Source organism: Streptomyces canus, from assembly GCF_030815415.1.
Taxonomy (GTDB): domain Bacteria; phylum Actinomycetota; class Actinomycetes; order Streptomycetales; family Streptomycetaceae; genus Streptomyces; species Streptomyces canus_F.
The window spans coordinates 419,169-435,428 of record NZ_JAUSWW010000001.1; the positions used below are offsets into that span (position 1 = coordinate 419,169).

At 70.0% G+C, this 16,260-nt stretch carries 14 protein-coding genes; 9 read left to right on the forward strand and 5 right to left on the reverse strand.

Features of this window, described 5'->3' with window-relative positions:
• Window positions 1–178 precede the first annotated feature (178 nt).
• From QF037_RS01965 to QF037_RS01975, 3 genes are all read right to left on the reverse strand, one after another.
• Complete coding sequence (locus QF037_RS01965; RefSeq protein WP_307021157.1) at window positions 179–1,291, reverse strand: 2-oxoacid:ferredoxin oxidoreductase subunit beta; 1,113 nt, start codon at window positions 1,289–1,291, stop codon at window positions 179–181.
• Complete coding sequence (locus QF037_RS01970; protein WP_307021159.1) at window positions 1,284–3,212, reverse strand: 2-oxoacid:acceptor oxidoreductase subunit alpha; 1,929 nt, start codon at window positions 3,210–3,212, stop codon at window positions 1,284–1,286. Before QF037_RS01970 ends, QF037_RS01965 begins: the two co-directional genes overlap by 8 nt.
• Window positions 3,213–3,713: 501 nt before the next feature.
• On the reverse strand, window positions 3,714–5,183 hold the full coding sequence (locus QF037_RS01975) for an MFS transporter (RefSeq protein WP_307021161.1): 1,470 nt from the start codon (window positions 5,181–5,183) through the stop codon (window positions 3,714–3,716).
• 870 nt (window positions 5,184–6,053) lie between these two features.
• Here QF037_RS01975 and QF037_RS01980 point away from each other — a divergent pair.
• Entirely contained in the window at window positions 6,054–7,112 is a 1,059-nt protein-coding gene (locus tag QF037_RS01980) for a ketoacyl-ACP synthase III family protein (protein WP_307021163.1), read from the forward strand.
• A 186-nt stretch (window positions 7,113–7,298) separates the two neighbouring features.
• Here the strand turns inward: QF037_RS01980 and QF037_RS01985 are convergent, their stop codons facing one another.
• Window positions 7,299–7,733 (reverse strand): transposase, encoded by a 435-nt coding sequence (locus tag QF037_RS01985; protein WP_307021165.1) that lies wholly within the window; start codon window positions 7,731–7,733, stop codon window positions 7,299–7,301.
• A 367-nt stretch (window positions 7,734–8,100) separates the two neighbouring features.
• On the opposite strand from QF037_RS01985, the gene QF037_RS01990 reads away from it, so the two are divergent.
• The gene (locus QF037_RS01990; protein ID WP_307021166.1) at window positions 8,101–9,159 is read left to right on the forward strand and encodes a ketoacyl-ACP synthase III family protein; all 1,059 of its coding nucleotides are present in this window, start codon (window positions 8,101–8,103) and stop codon (window positions 9,157–9,159) included.
• Between the two features lie 186 nt (window positions 9,160–9,345).
• Here the strand turns inward: QF037_RS01990 and QF037_RS01995 are convergent, their stop codons facing one another.
• Complete coding sequence (locus tag QF037_RS01995) at window positions 9,346–9,780, reverse strand: transposase (RefSeq protein ID WP_307021165.1); 435 nt, start codon at window positions 9,778–9,780, stop codon at window positions 9,346–9,348.
• A gap of 367 nt (window positions 9,781–10,147) precedes the next feature.
• Here QF037_RS01995 and QF037_RS02000 point away from each other — a divergent pair, with 367 nt between their 5' ends.
• The 7 genes from QF037_RS02000 to QF037_RS02030 are packed head-to-tail and all read left to right on the forward strand — an operon-like array spanning window position 10,148 to window position 16,255.
• Window positions 10,148–11,206, forward strand: a complete 1,059-nt coding sequence (locus QF037_RS02000; RefSeq protein WP_307021169.1) for a ketoacyl-ACP synthase III family protein — start codon at window positions 10,148–10,150, stop codon at window positions 11,204–11,206.
• Window positions 11,206–12,198, forward strand: a complete 993-nt coding sequence (locus QF037_RS02005) for a 3-oxoacyl-ACP synthase III family protein (RefSeq protein WP_307021171.1) — start codon at window positions 11,206–11,208, stop codon at window positions 12,196–12,198. Before QF037_RS02000 ends, QF037_RS02005 begins: the two co-directional genes overlap by 1 nt.
• A gap of 52 nt (window positions 12,199–12,250) precedes the next feature.
• Complete coding sequence (locus tag QF037_RS02010) at window positions 12,251–13,138, forward strand: Phenylacetic acid catabolic protein (RefSeq protein ID WP_266883322.1); 888 nt, start codon at window positions 12,251–12,253, stop codon at window positions 13,136–13,138.
• Window positions 13,139–14,236: a Phenylacetic acid catabolic protein gene (locus QF037_RS02015; RefSeq protein ID WP_307021174.1), complete on the forward strand. Its 1,098-nt coding sequence runs from the start codon at window positions 13,139–13,141 to the stop codon at window positions 14,234–14,236. It abuts the gene before it with no gap.
• A complete protein-coding gene (locus QF037_RS02020; protein WP_307021176.1) occupies window positions 14,233–14,724 on the forward strand; it encodes an iron-sulfur cluster assembly protein in 492 nt (163 codons plus the stop codon). The genes QF037_RS02015 and QF037_RS02020 overlap by 4 nt, the downstream gene beginning before the upstream one ends.
• The gene (locus QF037_RS02025) at window positions 14,721–15,461 is read left to right on the forward strand and encodes an SDR family NAD(P)-dependent oxidoreductase (RefSeq protein WP_307021178.1); all 741 of its coding nucleotides are present in this window, start codon (window positions 14,721–14,723) and stop codon (window positions 15,459–15,461) included. Before QF037_RS02020 ends, QF037_RS02025 begins: the two co-directional genes overlap by 4 nt.
• On the forward strand, window positions 15,458–16,255 hold the full coding sequence (locus QF037_RS02030; protein ID WP_307021180.1) for an enoyl-CoA hydratase/isomerase family protein: 798 nt from the start codon (window positions 15,458–15,460) through the stop codon (window positions 16,253–16,255). The genes QF037_RS02025 and QF037_RS02030 overlap by 4 nt, the downstream gene beginning before the upstream one ends.
• The last annotated feature ends 5 nt before the right edge of the window (window positions 16,256–16,260 follow it).

The following is a 16,260-nucleotide window of genomic DNA, read 5'->3' on the forward strand; positions in this document are numbered from 1 at the left end:
GTCAGGTAATCGTTGGGTCGGCGTCCCGAGTGTCCCAGGCGCCGACGGGCAGGCAGGTTTCTGCCTCGGCAGCGTGCCCCATTCGGGTCTCAGCACCGCGTACCCACCGAGTCAGCCGGCGGAGCGCGAAATGCACACAGAAGTACCCGGGCCCGGTCCACCACACTGTGACGGGTTGTCATAACGGTCGGCTGCCCGGAGTCGACCGCACAGTCCAGGTGTCGCCGCCTGCGAGGAGCACGGCGAGGTCGCCCTTGCCCTGTTGGTCAACAGCGGTGTCGAGCTGTTCGGCCATCTCAATGTCGTAGACCGGGCGGTGGACCGAGCGCAGCACGCCGATGGGGGTGTGGTGGAGGGTGTCCGGATCGGCGAGGCGGGAGAGCGCGAAGGCCGTGGTCGGGGACGTCGCGTGGGTGTCGTGGATCAGGATCTGCGCCTCGTTGTCCGGTGTGACGTCGACGATCTTCAGGTCGCCGGTGGCCGGGTCCCGAACGACGCCCTTGGCGCCCCGTTCGTCCGCAAGAGGCGTGCCGAAGCGGATCGGTTCACCGTGCTGGAGGCGGATGACGGCCTCCTGGGCCTGCGCCTTGTCCTTAAGGACCTCGAAGGCGCCGTCGTTGAAGATGTTGCAGTTCTGGTAGATCTCCACCAGAGCAGTGCCAGGGTGGTCGGCGGCCTGCCGCAAGACGTCGGTGAGGTGTTTGCGGTCGGAGTCGACGGTGCGCGCGACGAAGGAGGCCTCGGCGCCCAGAGCGAGGGAGACGGGGTTGAAAGGGGCGTCGAGGGAACCCATCGGCGTCGACTTGGTGACCTTGCCGACCTCCGAGGTCGGCGAGTACTGGCCCTTGGTCAGGCCGTAGATCCGGTTGTTGAAGAGCAGGATCTTCAGGTTCACGTTCCGGCGCAGGGCGTGGATGAGGTGGTTGCCGCCGATCGAGAGCGCATCCCCGTCGCCCGTCACCACCCACACGCTCAAGTCCCGCCTGGACGTGGCGAGTCCGGTCGCGATCGCCGGCGCGCGGCCGTGGATCGAGTGCATGCCGTACGTGTCCATGTAGTACGGGAAGCGCGACGAGCAGCCGATGCCGGAGACGAAGACGATGTTCTCCTTGGCCAGGCCCAGTTCCGGCATGAAGCCCTGCACCGCGGCCAGGATCGCGTAGTCACCGCAGCCGGGGCACCAGCGCACCTCCTGATCGGACTTGAAGTCCTTCATGGACTGCTTGCCGTCGGACTTCGGCACCAGGGACAGTGCGACGGTCGTCGGGGCCTCGGTAGCGGTGTCAGCCATGGTGGATGGCCTCCTTGAGAGCCGTGGCGAGGTGCTCTGCTTTGAACGGCATGCCGTTGACCTGTGTGTGGGAGTGGGCGCCGACCAGGTACTTGGCGCGGATGAGCATGGCGAGCTGGCCCAGGTTCATCTCGGGGATGATCACCTTGTCGAAGGCGGTGAGGATCTCACCGAGGTTGGCCGGAAACGGGTTGAGGTGCCGCAGGTGGGCCTGCGCGACCTTCTGGCCTGCGGCGCGGACGCGGCGGACGGCGGCGATGATGGGGCCGTAGGTGGAACCCCAGCCCAGAACCAGCAGCTTCGCTCCATCACCTTCGGCGGCGCCGGGGTCGTCGACTTCGAGGTCCGGGACGTCGATGCCGTCGATCTTGGCCTGGCGGGTGCGGACCATGAAGTCGTGGTTGGCCGGGTCGTAGGAGATGTTGCCCGAGCCGTCGGCCTTCTCGATGCCGCCGATACGGTGCTCCAGGCCCGGCGTGCCCGGGATCGCCCACGGGCGGGCCAGGGTCTGCGGGTCACGCTTGTACGGCCAGAAGACCTCGCTGCCGTCCTCCAGGGTGTGATTGGGATGGGAGGCGAACTGCACTCGCAGGTCGGGCAGTTCATCGGGCTCTGGGATCCGCCAGGGCTCGGAGCCGTTGGCGAGATAGCCGTCCGACAGCAGCAGGACCGGGGTGCGATAGGTCAGCGCGATCCGGGCGGCGTCCAGCGCGGCGGTGAAGCAGTCCGCCGGGGTGGCCGGGGCGATCACCGCAACCGGTGCCTCGCCGTTGCGGCCGAACATTGCCTGCAGCAGGTCCGCCTGCTCGGTCTTGGTCGGCAGCCCGGTCGACGGGCCGCCGCGCTGGATGTCGATGACCAGCAGCGGCAGCTCCAGTGAGACCGCCAGGCCGATGGCCTCCGACTTCAGCGCGATACCCGGACCCGAGGTCGTCGTCACGCCGAGCGAGCCGCCGAAGGCCGCGCCCAGCGCGGCGCCGATGCCGGCGATCTCGTCCTCGGCCTGGAAGGTGCGGACACCGAAGTTCTTGTGCTTGGACAACTCATGCAGGATGTCGGAGGCCGGCGTGATCGGGTACGACCCGAGGAACAGCGGCAGATCGGCCCGCCGACCGGCCGCCACCAGACCGTACGACAGTGCCAGATTGCCGGAGATGGAACGGTACGTGCCAGGCGGGAACGCCTTCGCGGCCGGAGCTACCTCGTACGAGACCGTGAAGTCCTCGGTCGTCTCGCCGAAGTTCCATCCCGCCCGGAAGGCGGCGATGTTCGCCGCGGCGATGTCCGGCTTCTTGGCGAACTTGCTCCGCAGGAAGGCTTCCGTGCCCTCGGTGGGCCGGTGGTACATCCACGAGAGCAGACCCAGCGCGAACATGTTCTTCGACCGGTCGGCGTCCTTGCGGGACAGCCCGAACTCCTTCAGCGCCTCCACTGTCAGCGTCCCCAGCGGTACCGGGTGCACGCTGTAGCCGTCCAGGGAGCCGTCCTCGAGCGGGCTTGCCTGGTATCCGACCTTGGTCAGCGCGCGCTTGGTGAACTCGTCGGTGTTGACGATGATCTCCGCGCCGCGCGGCACATCCGGCAGGTTCGCCTTCAAGGCGGCCGGGTTCATCGCGACCAGGACGTTCGGTGCGTCGCCCGGCGTGAGGATGTCGTGATCGGCGAAGTGCACCTGGAAGGAGGACACTCCCGGCAGCGTGCCTGCCGGCGCTCGGATCTCCGCGGGGAAGTTCGGCAGCGTGGACAGGTCATTGCCGAACGACGCGGTCTCCGACGTAAAGCGATCGCCCGTCAGCTGCATGCCGTCCCCGGAGTCCCCCGCGAACCGGATGATCACCCGGTCCAGACGGCGGACCTCCTTCGTGGGAGGCACCTCGGTCTCGGTCTCGGTCTCGGCGGACAGGCTGGTCTGGACAAGCATGGGAAAGCTCCTGTCAATCCTTGATCTCGCAGATCGCGGCGCCGGAGGGCGCCGTGCGCGGCCGCAACCCGCGAGCCAGGGGATCGTGGCGGGGGCGGGCGGATCCCTGTCGGCGTCCCGGCCGTTGGTTGCCGCCGCGGTGCCGGCGACCGGCCGGGCGCGGCCGATACATGGGCCGGGACCCGCCCTGCCGCACCGCGCGAGGTTTCCGTGCCGCGGGGCAGACGTGCATGGTGCCCCAAACTCTCGGCACGAGAGCCTCGTTGCTGCCCGTACGGACGGCGGCCGGGGCCGGGACGCCCCGACGCCGCCCCGGTGCCGTGCCGGTGTGATGACGGTCGCCGACCTGCTCGCCGACCGTGCGTCGGCCCTGGCGAGGACCCTGCGCGCGGCCGACTGCAGGCCCGGGCTCGCCCACGATCATCCGCGTCGTACGGACGCCGAGGTGTCTGCGTTCCGGCCGACCGGACCCACCCGAGCGCGCCTCTTGCTGATGCAGCGTCAGCTGACCCGCGGAGCGGCCTCCGAGAGATCCGCCTCCACCGCCGGGGCAGTAGCAAGCGCAGGGGTCGGCCGAGGCTGCCTCTTCAGGCCGAGTCCGATGAAGGCGCCGGCGAGCGTCCCCACAGTGGCGACCCACCCTGCCATTCGGAGCCCGCCGACCAGCGCGTGAGGGCCAGGGTTGTGGCCGGCGGAGGAGTTCGCCACCGCGACCAGGGCCGCGAGGCCGAGGGCGCCGCCGATCTGACGGCATGTGGAGGCGAGCGCCGAGGCGACGCCCTGCTGGGCCGGCTCGGCCCCTGATGACGCCACGGCGACGTAGAGCGACGGAAAGGCGAAGCCGCCACCGGCGCCCCAGATCACGACCCCCGGCAGCAGCGTCCAGTAGGAGCCGTGCGCGAACATGCCGGCGACGATCGCGGCCAGCCCGACTGCGGTGAGCAACGTGCCCCCGAAGAGCGTCGTCCGAACGCCGAGCCACCCCAGCACCCGCGCGTTGAGCTTCATCGACACCGCCATGCAGGCCACGGTCGGTGGCAGGAACGCCAGCCCTGCGGCGAGCGGTGCGTAGTCGAGCACCGTCTGCAGGTAGGTGGTGAGCAGGTAGTACGTGCCGCTCGCGGAGGCCTGGAAGACGATCAACGCCAGCATGGCGACGGTGAGGCCCCGCAGGCCGAACAGCTTCAGCGGTACCAGGGGGTCGGCGGAGCGCTTCTCGATGAGGACGAAGACTGCCAGCAGCAGCACGCCGACTGCCAGGGAGCCAGCACCCTCGATCGAGCCCCAGCCCCTGTCCGGGCCGCTCACGAGACCGAACACCAACAGCGTCGAACCGATCGTGGCGACCACAGCCCCGATTGCGTCAAAGCTTCGACCGCCATCGAAGGAGCGGTCCGCGGGCAGGATCCGAGTGGCGGCGAAGGCGGCGCCCAGCGCGAGCGGGACGTTCACGAAGAAGACCCAGCTCCAGCCGAAGGCGCTGGTCAGTACCCCGCCGAGCAGCGAGCCGGCAGCCAGGCCCGCACTGCCCATGGCGCCCCACACGGAAGTGGCCCGATTGCGCTCCGAACCCGCGGCGAAGGTGGTGAAGATGAGCATCAGCGTCGCCGGCGTGAGCAGCGCACCGCCCACGCCCTGTGCCGCGCGGGCGGCCACCAGCAGCCCGGCGTTCTGCGCGAGTCCGCCGGTGAGCGAGGAGAGCGCGTAGATCACCAGGCCGATGACCAGCATGCGGCGCGGGCCGAGCCGATCGACCGCGCGACCTCCGAACAGCAGCAGTCCGCCGAGCGCGACCGCGTAGGCGCTGACGACCCACTGCAGCGCCTGGGCAGAGAAGCCGAGCTGGCGACCGATGTCCGGCAACGCTACATAGACGATGTTGAAGTCGATGGTGACGATGAACTGGACGAACGCCAGGAGGGCGAGTGTGTACCCGGCCCACCGTGGCGATCGGGCGTCTGAGATGGCCATGGTGTGGCTTCTTCCATAGGGATGAGCGGGACAGCGGCCGCCCGAGGCGGGCTCTCACAGAATAATCCCTTCGCGAAGGTATGTAAATCTGGGACGGAAACACGATGGGTCAACCTCACACAGCTGTCAGGGAGTTGAGACTCCGCCACGGCGACGGCGGTGCGAAGCAGCGGGCACCCCTCGACGATCACACAGACCGCGCGTCGAAGTACGCCGGGAGGCGCAGCAGCACCGGGGTGCCGTGACGGCCGCGCCACCCTGAGACGGCGGCATGGGGCGGGACCGTTGGCGCGGTGCATCGACAGGTGGACGGTGGGGGAAGACCTGCGCGGATCACGGTTCAGACCCGTGGATGCCGTCCCGGTCGGACACTGGAAGTGCATTGCCAGGTGGTGTCTCTCGGGTGCTTGCGCTGTTCGGCGAGGAACAGAGGGACGGCGGGCCCGTCGACGCGCCGCGGACGGCTCCGGCGGCCGCCAACCCCCTGCTCCCCCGGTGCACGTCGGCGCCCTTGTGCAGGCGAGGGCGGTCCTCATCCACACAGCGGCCGACACTCCCCTGCGGCGCCCGCGGCACAAGGCGGCGCCGGCAGTCGCAGTGCCTGCAGGCTCGGCACGGCCCGGTGGTCGCTCGACACTGCACTCCGCCACAGTCACATACCTCTGCGAAGGTATGTGATCCTGGCGGTAGGCCAGGTCGCTCAGTGCGCCAGTGGCCGCTCCCGGTGGTGGACGACCCGCGTACCGCACTGCGCCTGCTACGGCGTGCCCCACTTCCCGGCCGGACGAACTGCCGAGCACTCACCCGGCCCCCGCTCGCCGGCCAAAGACCCGCACTCCATACGGATCCCGTGCTTTCGATCGGAGCCTGATGAAATTCGGAAACGACCTTCGGATCAAGACCGTGACCTCGTGGTTTCCACCGGACCGCGAGCATGTCGAGGACGCCGTGGCGGCCGGGAAGCTGACCGGCTCGGACGCGGAGCGGCTCGGCGTCAGCCACCTGCCGGTCTCGGCCACCTTGTCCGCTCCCGAGATGGCGGTAACGGCCGCCCGCGACGCGATGAGCCGGGCGGGCTGGAGCCCCTCCAAGGTGGGCCTCGTGCTGCACACCTGGATCTACCACCAAGGGCACGACATGTGGTCGCCACCGCACTTCGTGGCGAACGAGGTGGGCAATCCCGAGGCCCAGTCCTACGGCGTCCAGCAGGGCTGCAACGGCGGTGCACTCGCCCTCCAGCTGGCCGCGATGCACCTGACCGCCGACCGCCACCTCGGCGCCGCGCTCGTCACCACCGGCGACCGCTTCGAACCCCCCGGTATGGACCGCTGGACCTCCGACTACGGCCTCGGCTTCGGTGACGCGGGGACGGCGGCGCTGCTTCACCGCGGCGACGCGGAACCCGACGACTACGCGCTCGTGTCCATGGCCACCGCGACCGACGCCCAGTTCGAGCTGATGATGCGGCACGGCGACGACTTCAGCCCCGCGCCCTTGTGGCACGACGGCTTCATCGACCTGCGCCGTCCCAAGAAGTCCTATCTGGCGGAGTACGGCAAGAAGAAGTTCGAGACTGTCGCCGGCCGGAATATCCGCAAGGTGATCGCGGACAGCCTGCACGACGCGGGACTGCGGCCCGACGACCCGCGGATCAAGTACATCGCGCTGCCGCGGCTCGGGGCGAGCCTGCTTGACTCCATATACGGCCCGGTGATCAATGAGCTGCTCAAGGCCGAGGCGCTGCGGTTCGGCGCGGCCACCGGCCACCTGGGGTGCGGGGACTTCCTCGCCAACCTGGCCGACCTGCGTGATCACGCGTCGCTCCAGCCGGGCGATATCGCCTTGGTGATCGGCGGTGGAGCGGCCTGGACCTGGGCCTGCGCCGTCGTCCAGGTACCGCAGGAACACGCTACGGCGAGGGACCTCTGATGGGCTTCGGATTCCTCGGCCTCGGCGACCACGTGCCACCGCTCTCTTGAAAGCCCTCGTTCTTGATCATCCTGGTTCGGCGGGGCTGTGGCGTACACCGGAAGCGATACGTGAGCCCGTGCGGAGTGCGACACGACAGGCAGTACGCCGACAACCGTGGCCCGGTGATGGACATCGCGGCGATGCTCAGCGCGCCCTTGAGTCACACCTCGCCGGGCCGGATGGTGCCGTGGCGTTGCTTGCGACGGACTCGTGGTTGCCCCGGCACATCCCGGTCCACGAGGCGAGGTGGCCCGCGGCGGGGAAGCGGCTCACGTCCGGGCCGATCTCCGCCGGCACCACCTCGGCCGCAGACAGCACTGGCCCTGGGGTGGGGACCAACGGCTCGATCCGGCGGCGGTAGGGCGCAGGCCGCCGGTCGATCTCCGCGCTCAGCCCCTCGATCCGGGCCGTGGCCCGGTCCACCGCCTCGAGCATGACCCTGACCTTGAAGAAGCAGGCCGGCGCCTTGTCGAGCACCGGGATCTTCCCGCGCAGCGTGCCCGGCGCCGATTGGGAGAAGACGTCGGGGTCGCGCTCGCCCGCCACCAGGGCGACGAGCGCGCGTCGGGCGGAGACCATGGCTCAAAGAACATACCTTCGGTAAGGTATTTGACGTCGCCCAGAAATGACTCCCGGTGTGCAACTGGGGATGTCCCGCATTTGCACAGCAGCCGGTAGGCCACCCACGGCGCACGCGACTCCGCACAGGCCGCAGGACCGCACTCCGCCGGAGCTATATACCTCCGCGAAGGTATATAGCTCTGTCGGGAAGCCACCTCAGGGCGCCGGTGTCAGCTCCCCGTTGGTGGACGACCGCGTGCCGCGCTACGCCCGGCACGAAGTGCTCGTCTCCCCCGGCCACACCCGAAACGCCGGCCCCCGCCCGGCATCCGCTCACCTGCCGGAGAACCGCTCCCCACAGATCCCAAGCTTTCGAAGGAACCTGATGAAATTCGGAAACGACCTTCGGATCAAGACCGCGACCTCGTGGTTTCCACCGGATCACGAGACCGTCGAGGACGCCATTGCGGCGGGCAAGCTGGACGCCCCGGACGCAGACAAGATCGGAGTCACTCAGCTGCCGGTCTCGACCCAGTGGTCCGGTCCCGAGATGGCGGTAGCGGCCGCCCGTGACGCGATGAGCCGGGCGGGCTGGAGCCCCTCCAAGGTGGGCCTCGTGCTGCACACCTGGATCTACCACCAAGGGCATGACATGTGGTCGCCACCGCACTTCGTGGCGAACGAGGTGGGCAATCCCGAGGCCCAGTCCTACGGCGTCCAGCAGGGCTGCAACGGCGGCGCGCTCGCCCTCCAGCTGGCCGCGATGCACCTGACCGCCGACCGCCACCTCGGCGCCGCGCTCGTCACCACCGGCGACCGCTTCGAACCCCCCGGTATGGACCGCTGGACCTCCGACTACGGCCTCGGCTTCGGTGACGCGGGGACGGCGGCGCTGCTTCACCGCGGCGACGCGGAACCCGACGACTACGCGCTCGTGTCCATGGCCACCGCGACCGACGCCCAGTTCGAGCTGATGATGCGGCACGGCGACGACTTCAGCCCCGCGCCCTTGTGGCACGACGGCTTCATCGACCTGCGCCGTCCCAAGAAGTCCTATCTGGCGGAGTACGGCAAGAAGAAGTTCGAGACTGTCGCCGGCCGGAATATCCGCAAGGTGATCGCGGACAGCCTGCACGACGCGGGACTGCGGCCCGACGACCCGCGGATCAAGTACATCGCGCTGCCGCGGCTCGGGGCGAGCCTGCTTGACTCCATATACGGCCCGGTGATCAATGAGCTGCTCAAGGCCGAGGCGCTGCGGTTCGGCGCGGCCACCGGCCACCTGGGGTGCGGGGACTTCCTCGCCAACCTGGCCGACCTGCGTGATCACGCGTCGCTCCAGCCGGGCGATATCGCCTTGGTGATCGGCGGTGGAGCGGCCTGGACCTGGGCCTGCGCCGTCGTCCAGGTACCGCAGGAACACGCTACGGCGAGGGACCTCTGATGGGCTTCGGATTCCTCGGCCTCGGCGACCACGTGCCACCGCTCTCTTGAAAGCCCTCGTTCTTGATCATCCTGGTTCGGCGGGGCTGTGGCGTACACCGGAAGCGATACGTGAGCCCGTGCGGAGTGCGACACGACAGGCAGTACGCCGACAACCGTGGCCCGGTGATGGACATCGCGGCGATGCTCAGCGCGCCCTTGAGTCACACCTCGCCGGGCCGGATGGTGCCGTGGCGTTGCTTGCGACGGACTCGTGGTTGCCCCGGCACATCCCGGTCCACGAGGCGAGGTGGCCCGCGGCGGGGAAGCGGCTCACGTCCGGGCCGATCTCCGCCGGCACCACCTCGGCCGCAGACAGCACTGGCCCTGGGGTGGGGACCAACGGCTCGATCCGGCGGCGGTAGGGCGCAGGCCGCCGGTCGATCTCCGCGCTCAGCCCCTCGATCCGGGCCGTGGCCCGGTCCACCGCCTCGAGCATGACCCTGACCTTGAAGAAGCAGGCCGGCGCCTTGTCGAGCACCGGGATCTTCCCGCGCAGCGTGCCCGGCGCCGATTGGGAGAAGACGTCGGGGTCGCGCTCGCCCGCCACCAGGGCGACGAGCGCGCGTCGGGCGGAGACCATGGCTCAAAGAACATACCTTCGGTAAGGTATTTGACGTCGCCCAGAAATGACTCCCGGTGTGCAACTGGGGATGTCCCGCATTTGCACAGCAGCCGGTAGGCCACCCACGGCGCACGCGACTCCGCACAGGCCGCAGGACCGCACTCCGCCGGAGCTATATACCTCCGCGAAGGTATATAGCTCTGTCGGGAAGCCACCTCAGGGCGCCGGTGTCAGCTCCCCGTTGGTGGACGACCGCGTGCCGCGCTACGCCCGGCACGAAGTGCTCGTCTCCCCCGGCCACACCCGAAACGCCGGCCCCCGCCCGGCATCCGCTCACCTGCCGGAGAACCGCTCCCCACAGATCCCAAGCTTTCGAAGGAACCTGATGAAATTCGGAAACGACCTTCGGATCAAGACCGCGACCTCGTGGTTTCCACCGGATCACGAGACCGTCGAGGACGCCATTGCGGCGGGCAAGCTGGACGCCCCGGACGCAGACAAGATCGGAGTCACTCAGCTGCCGGTCTCGACCCAGTGGTCCGGTCCCGAGATGGCGGTAGCGGCCGCCCGTGACGCGATGAGCCGGGCGGGCTGGAGCCCCTCCAAGGTGGGCCTCGTGCTGCACACCTGGATCTACCACCAAGGGCATGACATGTGGTCGCCACCGCACTTCGTGGCGAACGAGGTGGGCAATCCCGAGGCCCAGTCCTACGGCGTCCAGCAGGGCTGCAACGGCGGCGCGCTCGCCCTCCAGCTGGCCGCGATGCACCTGACCGCCGACCGCCACCTCGGCGCCGCGCTCGTCACCACCGGCGACCGCTTCGAACCCCCCGGTTTCCGCCGTTGGGCCTGCGACTACGGCCTCGGCTACGGCGACGCGGGGACGGCGGCGCTGCTTCACCGCGGCGACGCGGAACCCGACGACTACGCGCTCGTGTCCATGGCCACCGCGACCGACGCCGGTCTCGAGCTGATGCTCCGGCACGGCGACGACTTCAGCCCCGCACCCCTGTCACACAACGAGTACATCGACCTGCGCCGTCCCAAGAAGTCCTACATGGCGGAGCACGGCAAGGAGCGGTTCAGTCAGATAGCCGGCCGGCTGATCCGCAAGGTGATCGTGGACAGCGTGCACGACGCGGGGCTGCAGCCCGACGACCCGCGGATCAAGTACATCGCGCTGCCGCGGCTCGGAGTGAGCGTGCTGGACTCCATCTACACGCCGGTACTGGACGACGTGTTGAAGGCCGAGGCGCTGCGGTTCGGCGCGGCCACCGGCCACCTGGGGTGCGGGGACTTCCTCGCGAACCTGGCCGACCTGCGTGATCACGCGTCGCTCCAGCCGGGCGATATCGCCTTGGTGATCGGCGGTGGAGCGGCCTGGACCTGGGCCTGCGCCGTCGTCCAGGTACCGCAGGAACACGCTACGGCGAGGGACCTCTGATGGGCTTCGGATTCCTCGGCCTCGGCGGCCACGTGCCACCGCTGGTCATCGACAACGCACAGGTCGCCGAGTGGACGGGCGCGGAAGAAAGCTGGATCGTCGAGCGGACCGGCATCCGGGAGCGCAGGTACCGGGAGCCCGGCACCGTCACCTCCGACCTGGCGCTGCACGCCGCGCGCGAGGCGCTGGGCGCACTGCCGGAGGCAGCGGCCCGGCTCGGTGTGATGATCGTGGCCACGTCGACCCCCGACCAGCCGCAGCCCTCCACCGGGGCGATCCTGCAGGACAAGCTCGGCCTGACCGAAGTTCCCGCGTTCGACGTCAATGCGGTGTGCTCCGGCTTCCTCTACGCACTGGCGGTCGCCGACTCGATGCTGTCGGCGCGGCTGGCCGGGCAGGGCGGCGACCACGCCCTGGTGGTCGGCACCGACATCTACTCCTCGCTGATGAACCGCTCCGACCGGCGCACCGTCAGCCTCTTCGGCGACGGGGCCGGCGCGGTGCTGCTCGGTCCGGTGCCCGACGGGTACGGCGTGCTGGGCTGGCGGCTGGTCGCCCACGGCGAGCACCACGACCTGGTAGAGGTGCCCGCCGGTGGTACCCGCACGCCGCTGGATGCCCGCAGCCGGGAGGCCGGCGAGCACCTGTTCCGCATGCGGGGCCGCGAGGTGCGCGAGTACGCGCTCGGCGTGCTGCCCAAGGTGGTCGGCGAGGCGCTCGACTCGGCCGGGGTCCGGCTGGAGAACGTGGACCGCTTCATCCTGCACCAGGCCAACACCCGCCTGGTGGAAGCGTGCGCGCGTGAACTGGGCGTCGCCCCCGACCGGGTGCCACTGACCGCACCACAGTTCGGCAACACCGCCACGGCCTCCATCCCGCTCACCCTCCGCGCGGAGAACGAACTCCGGCCGTTCCGGCGGGGCGAGCGCCTGGTGCTGGCCGGAGTGGGCGGCGGTATGACGGCGGGGGCCGTGGTCGTCCGCTGGTACTGAGCCGGCCGGACACCTACTGAAAACCGTGCAAACACCATGGAAGGGGACAGACATGCCGACGGCAACCGCGGCGGGGCACCGCAGCTACGAACTGTGGGATCCGATGCCTGACGAGGTACGGGAGGGCGCCAGGCGGTTCGCCAGCGTACAGGCGCTCAACGAGCTGGTGGGCGTGCTGCAGTACGTCGAGTGGCTGGACCGCGCACCCAGCCACACCAGGCGCCAGATGCTCATGGCCAAGATCCAGGACGAGGTCGGCCACGGGCATGCGGTCGCGCGCGTCGCCGAAGACCTGGGCATGCCGCGCGAACAGATCCTCCTCGACTACCTCGAGGGCCGTACCAGGCTGCACAACATCTTCCACTTCTCCTTCGCCACCTGGGAGGAGCTCGGCACCGGGCTGCTCCTGACGAACTCGGCCGCGATCTGCCAGTTCCAGTCCCTGGCGAAGGGCGTGTACCTGCCGTACGCCCGGGCGCTGCGCAAGGTCGAGCGCGAGGAGTCCTTCCACTACCAGCACGCCCTGGATCTGACCCACGAGGTCATGACGCATGGTGACGCCGAGCAGCGCCGCCGGGTGCAGGAGGCGTTCGAGCTGTGGCTGCCCCGCATCCTGGTCTACCTCGGGCCGCCCGACACCGACACCCTGCATGCCAACCGCATGTGGCAGGTCGGCCTGAAGCCGGACAGCAACGACGCGGTGCGCCAGGCCTGGCTGAACAAGATCATTCCGGTCTTCCGGAAGCTGGGCGTGCACGTGGACCCCGCGCTGGTCCGTCAGGCGCCCTCGGGCGAGTGGGAGTTCGCGATGCCCGGCTGGGCCGAGGTGAAGAAGTTGATCGCAAACGGCGGACCGTCATCGCAGCGGCGGCTGGACTGGGTGCGCGACTCCCTGGACCGCAACGCGCGGTACCGGCGGGCGCTGAAGGGGGTGGCGTAGATGCCTCATGTCCCGACCGACACCGACGTCTACGAGGTGTTCGCGCAGAGCGGCTCCAGCACGGCGCTCAACCATGTCGGCTCCCTCGTCTCGCCGTGCCGGGACGCCGCCTGGCACCTGGCCAAGGAGACCTACGGGCGCCGCGACGACCTCGCCAAGCTCTGGGTGGTCCGTCGCACCGACATGATCGTCTCCAGCGCGGGGGATCGTGACCTCCTCGCCGCCAAGACCCGGATGCCGCACCGCCAACCCGGCTTCCCCACCACACGCCGCCGCGACCGCTCTGTCCTGCCTGCCGGCGCCCCCGCGCCGGAGGACCGCGACATCGGCCTGTCCGAGCGCCGCGACGATACGCGGGGGGTCGGCGAGCCCGGGCTCCGGGACCTGTGGCTGGCGCTTGCCGACGACCTGTTCGTCCTGGGCAACCGGTTGGGCGACCGCATCTGCGACTACATCGACCTGGAGGAGGCGCTGGCGGTCGGCTCGATCGGACAGGAAGCGCTGGCGCATGCAGGGACGATCCTGATGCGGTACGGCTTCGACCAGGCCGCTGTCGACGCCCGGTTCTTCGATCGGGAGCAGGCGCAGTGGCAGGTCTCGCGCGCCATCGAGCGGCTCACCGACTGGCCGTCCACCGTGGCATGCGGCCTCGTCTTCGCCGCGGCCGTCACCGTACTCGCCGAGCAGACCGCAGGAGCCGAGCCCGGCGCCACGCAGCTGCCCGCGATCACCGCCATCCGCAGTGAGCAGCTGGTCCATCTGGACCACTGGCGGCGGTGGGCGCGGGCGCTGACCGCCTGGCCCGAGACCCGGGCGGAGTTCACACGTGCCTACGCCGAAGTGACCGAGTGCGCCGCCGACATGTTCGGCGCCCGGCTGCAGGGGGTTGCGACCGACACGCTGTCCGGCGATTCGGCTCTGGCCGTCACGCTGCACGAGCGTCTCGCCGCGCTGGTCAGCGACAACGGCGGACCCGGATCGCGGCTGCCGGACCGCCCGCTGGCGCGGACCGCGGGGCTGGGCGGGAACGCACTGGCCCACTCCCTCGCCCGCGGCAGCGCGGTCCGCCGCGAGTACACCCCGGGGGTGTTCAATTGAACGCCGATCAGCTCGCCGACGTGGTCGCCGGCATATCCGATCCGGAGATCGACGTCAGCTTGCGCGACCTCGGGGTGCTGCGCTCGGTGTCGCTGGCCGGCGACCGGATCCAGGTCCACCTGACCCCCACCCGGCTCGGCTGCCCCGCCCTCGGCGAGATCGCCCGGCGGGTGCGGTCAGCGCTCGCCGACGCGGCCCCGGGACACGAGAGCGAGATCGTGTGGGAGCGCGGCGCGTGGCAGCCGACAGCGGTGACCCCGGTCGGCCGGGACGCCCTGCGCATGGCCGGATACCAGGTGGCGGGCGCCGCCCCCCGGTGTCCGTACTGCGGCGGGGAGGACGTCGTGCGGGCCGGCCGCTTCGGCGGGGCGGTGTGCAAGGTGCCTTACGACTGCCGTGGTTGCGGCTCGCTCTTCGATGTGATCGGCACAGCCGGCTGCTCCGCCGGCCTCCCCTTCACCGACTCCGACCAAGGAGGACCACGATGAGGCTCAGAGGAAAGACCGCCGTGATAACCGGGGGCTCTCGGGGCCTTGGCCGGGCGATCGCGGAACGCTACCTGCAGGAGGGGGCGCGGGTGGTCTGCGCCGCCCGCAACCCCTACGACATCAAGGAGGTCCTCGACCTCGCGCCCGACCGCAGCGCCTACATCCCGGTCGACGTCACCAGCGACGGCTCGGTCAAGGCGCTGATGGCCCGGACCACCGAGCTCTTCGGCGGTCTCGACATCCTGGTCGCCAACGCCGGCGTGAGCCGGGACGGGCGGGTGGACCGGCTGGCGGTCGACGACTGGCAGGACATGGTGGCCACCAACCTGACCGGGGTCTTCCTCTGCACCAGGGCCGCCGTCCCCTACCTGGAGCGCAGCCCGGCCGGCCGGATCGTCAACGTCTCTTCCAGCATGGCGACCCGGGTCGCCGTCGGGGCCTCCGGGTACTGCGCCACCAAGGCTGCGGTGGAGATGTTCACCCGGGTCAGCGCGATCGAGCTCGCCCCACGCGGCATCCTGGTCAACTCCCTGGCCCCGGGAATCCTCGACGAGGGGATGGGCCAGCAGCTCACTGCCAACGACCGGGTCTGGTCGCGCTACAAGACCAGGCTGGCGCTCGGCCGGCCCGGCTATGCCGACGAGGCCGCCGACGCGGCGGTCTTCCTGGCCGGCGCCGAGTCCAGCTACGTCAACGGCCACGTCCTGGAAGTGAATGGAGGCCTGTTGTGGGCATGACTCTCCCTGAGGTGGAGCGCCCCGTCGTACGGCTGGACGTCGACGGAGCGGTGGGCGTCATCCGACTCAGCCGACCGCCGCTCAACGTGCTCGACCGTGCCGCGCAGGTCGCGCTGCACCGCGCCGCCGAGCAGGCCGCAGCCGACGACCAGGTCCGCTCGGTCGTCCTGCACGGCGGGCCCAGGGCCTTCTCGGCGGGGGCCGACATCAAGGAAATGGCCGCGATGACGCATGCCGAGATGGTCCGGCACGCGGCCGTGCTCCAGGCGGCCTTCGACGCGGTCGCCGCCATCCCCAAGCCGGTCGTGGCCGCGATCAACGGGCCCGCACTCGGCGGCGGCTGCGAGCTGGCCCTCTCCGCCGACGTGCGCATCTGCGGTACCGAGGCGCGGCTCGGGCTCCCCGAGATCCTGCTTGGCGTCATCCCCGGGGCGGGCGGCACCCAGCGGCTGCCCAGGCTGATCGGCTCGGCCAGGGCCAAGGAGCTGATCTTCACCGGGCGCCAGGTCAGTGCGGCCGAGGCACTGGAACTTGGCCTGGTGGACCTCGTCAAGCCCACCGACCAGGTGCTGGACAGCGCACTGCAATGGGCGCGGCGCTTCGAGGCAGGCCCGGCACTGGCCCTGCACGCCGCGAAGACCGCCATCGACCGGGGCCTGGCTACCGACCTGGCCGCCGGACTGGCGATCGAACAGACGGCGTTCGCCGGGCTGTTCGGCACCGCGGATCGAACGGCCGGCATGCAGCGGTTCATCGCTGACGGCCCGGGCCACGCAGACTTCACCGGGAGGTAACCACC

Bases quoted from the DNA above. Each gene is read 5' to 3' on its own strand.
- QF037_RS01990 (WP_307021166.1), top strand. From the start codon at position 8,101: ATGAAATTCGGAAACGACCTTCGGATCAAGACCGCGACCTCGTGGTTT.
- QF037_RS02000 (WP_307021169.1), top strand. From the start codon at position 10,148: ATGAAATTCGGAAACGACCTTCGGATCAAGACCGCGACCTCGTGGTTT.
- QF037_RS01975 (WP_307021161.1), bottom strand. From the start codon at position 5,183: ATGGCCATCTCAGACGCCCGATCGCCACGGTGGGCCGGGTACACACTC.
- QF037_RS01980 (WP_307021163.1), top strand. From the start codon at position 6,054: ATGAAATTCGGAAACGACCTTCGGATCAAGACCGTGACCTCGTGGTTT.
- QF037_RS01970 (WP_307021159.1), bottom strand. From the start codon at position 3,212: ATGCTTGTCCAGACCAGCCTGTCCGCCGAGACCGAGACCGAGACCGAG.
- QF037_RS01965 (WP_307021157.1), bottom strand. From the start codon at position 1,291: ATGGCTGACACCGCTACCGAGGCCCCGACGACCGTCGCACTGTCCCTG.
- QF037_RS02030 (WP_307021180.1), top strand. From the start codon at position 15,458: ATGACTCTCCCTGAGGTGGAGCGCCCCGTCGTACGGCTGGACGTCGAC.
- QF037_RS01995 (WP_307021165.1), bottom strand. From the start codon at position 9,780: ATGGTCTCCGCCCGACGCGCGCTCGTCGCCCTGGTGGCGGGCGAGCGC.
- QF037_RS02010 (WP_266883322.1), top strand. From the start codon at position 12,251: ATGCCGACGGCAACCGCGGCGGGGCACCGCAGCTACGAACTGTGGGAT.
- QF037_RS02025 (WP_307021178.1), top strand. From the start codon at position 14,721: ATGAGGCTCAGAGGAAAGACCGCCGTGATAACCGGGGGCTCTCGGGGC.
- QF037_RS01985 (WP_307021165.1), bottom strand. From the start codon at position 7,733: ATGGTCTCCGCCCGACGCGCGCTCGTCGCCCTGGTGGCGGGCGAGCGC.
- QF037_RS02015 (WP_307021174.1), top strand. From the start codon at position 13,139: ATGCCTCATGTCCCGACCGACACCGACGTCTACGAGGTGTTCGCGCAG.
- QF037_RS02005 (WP_307021171.1), top strand. From the start codon at position 11,206: ATGGGCTTCGGATTCCTCGGCCTCGGCGGCCACGTGCCACCGCTGGTC.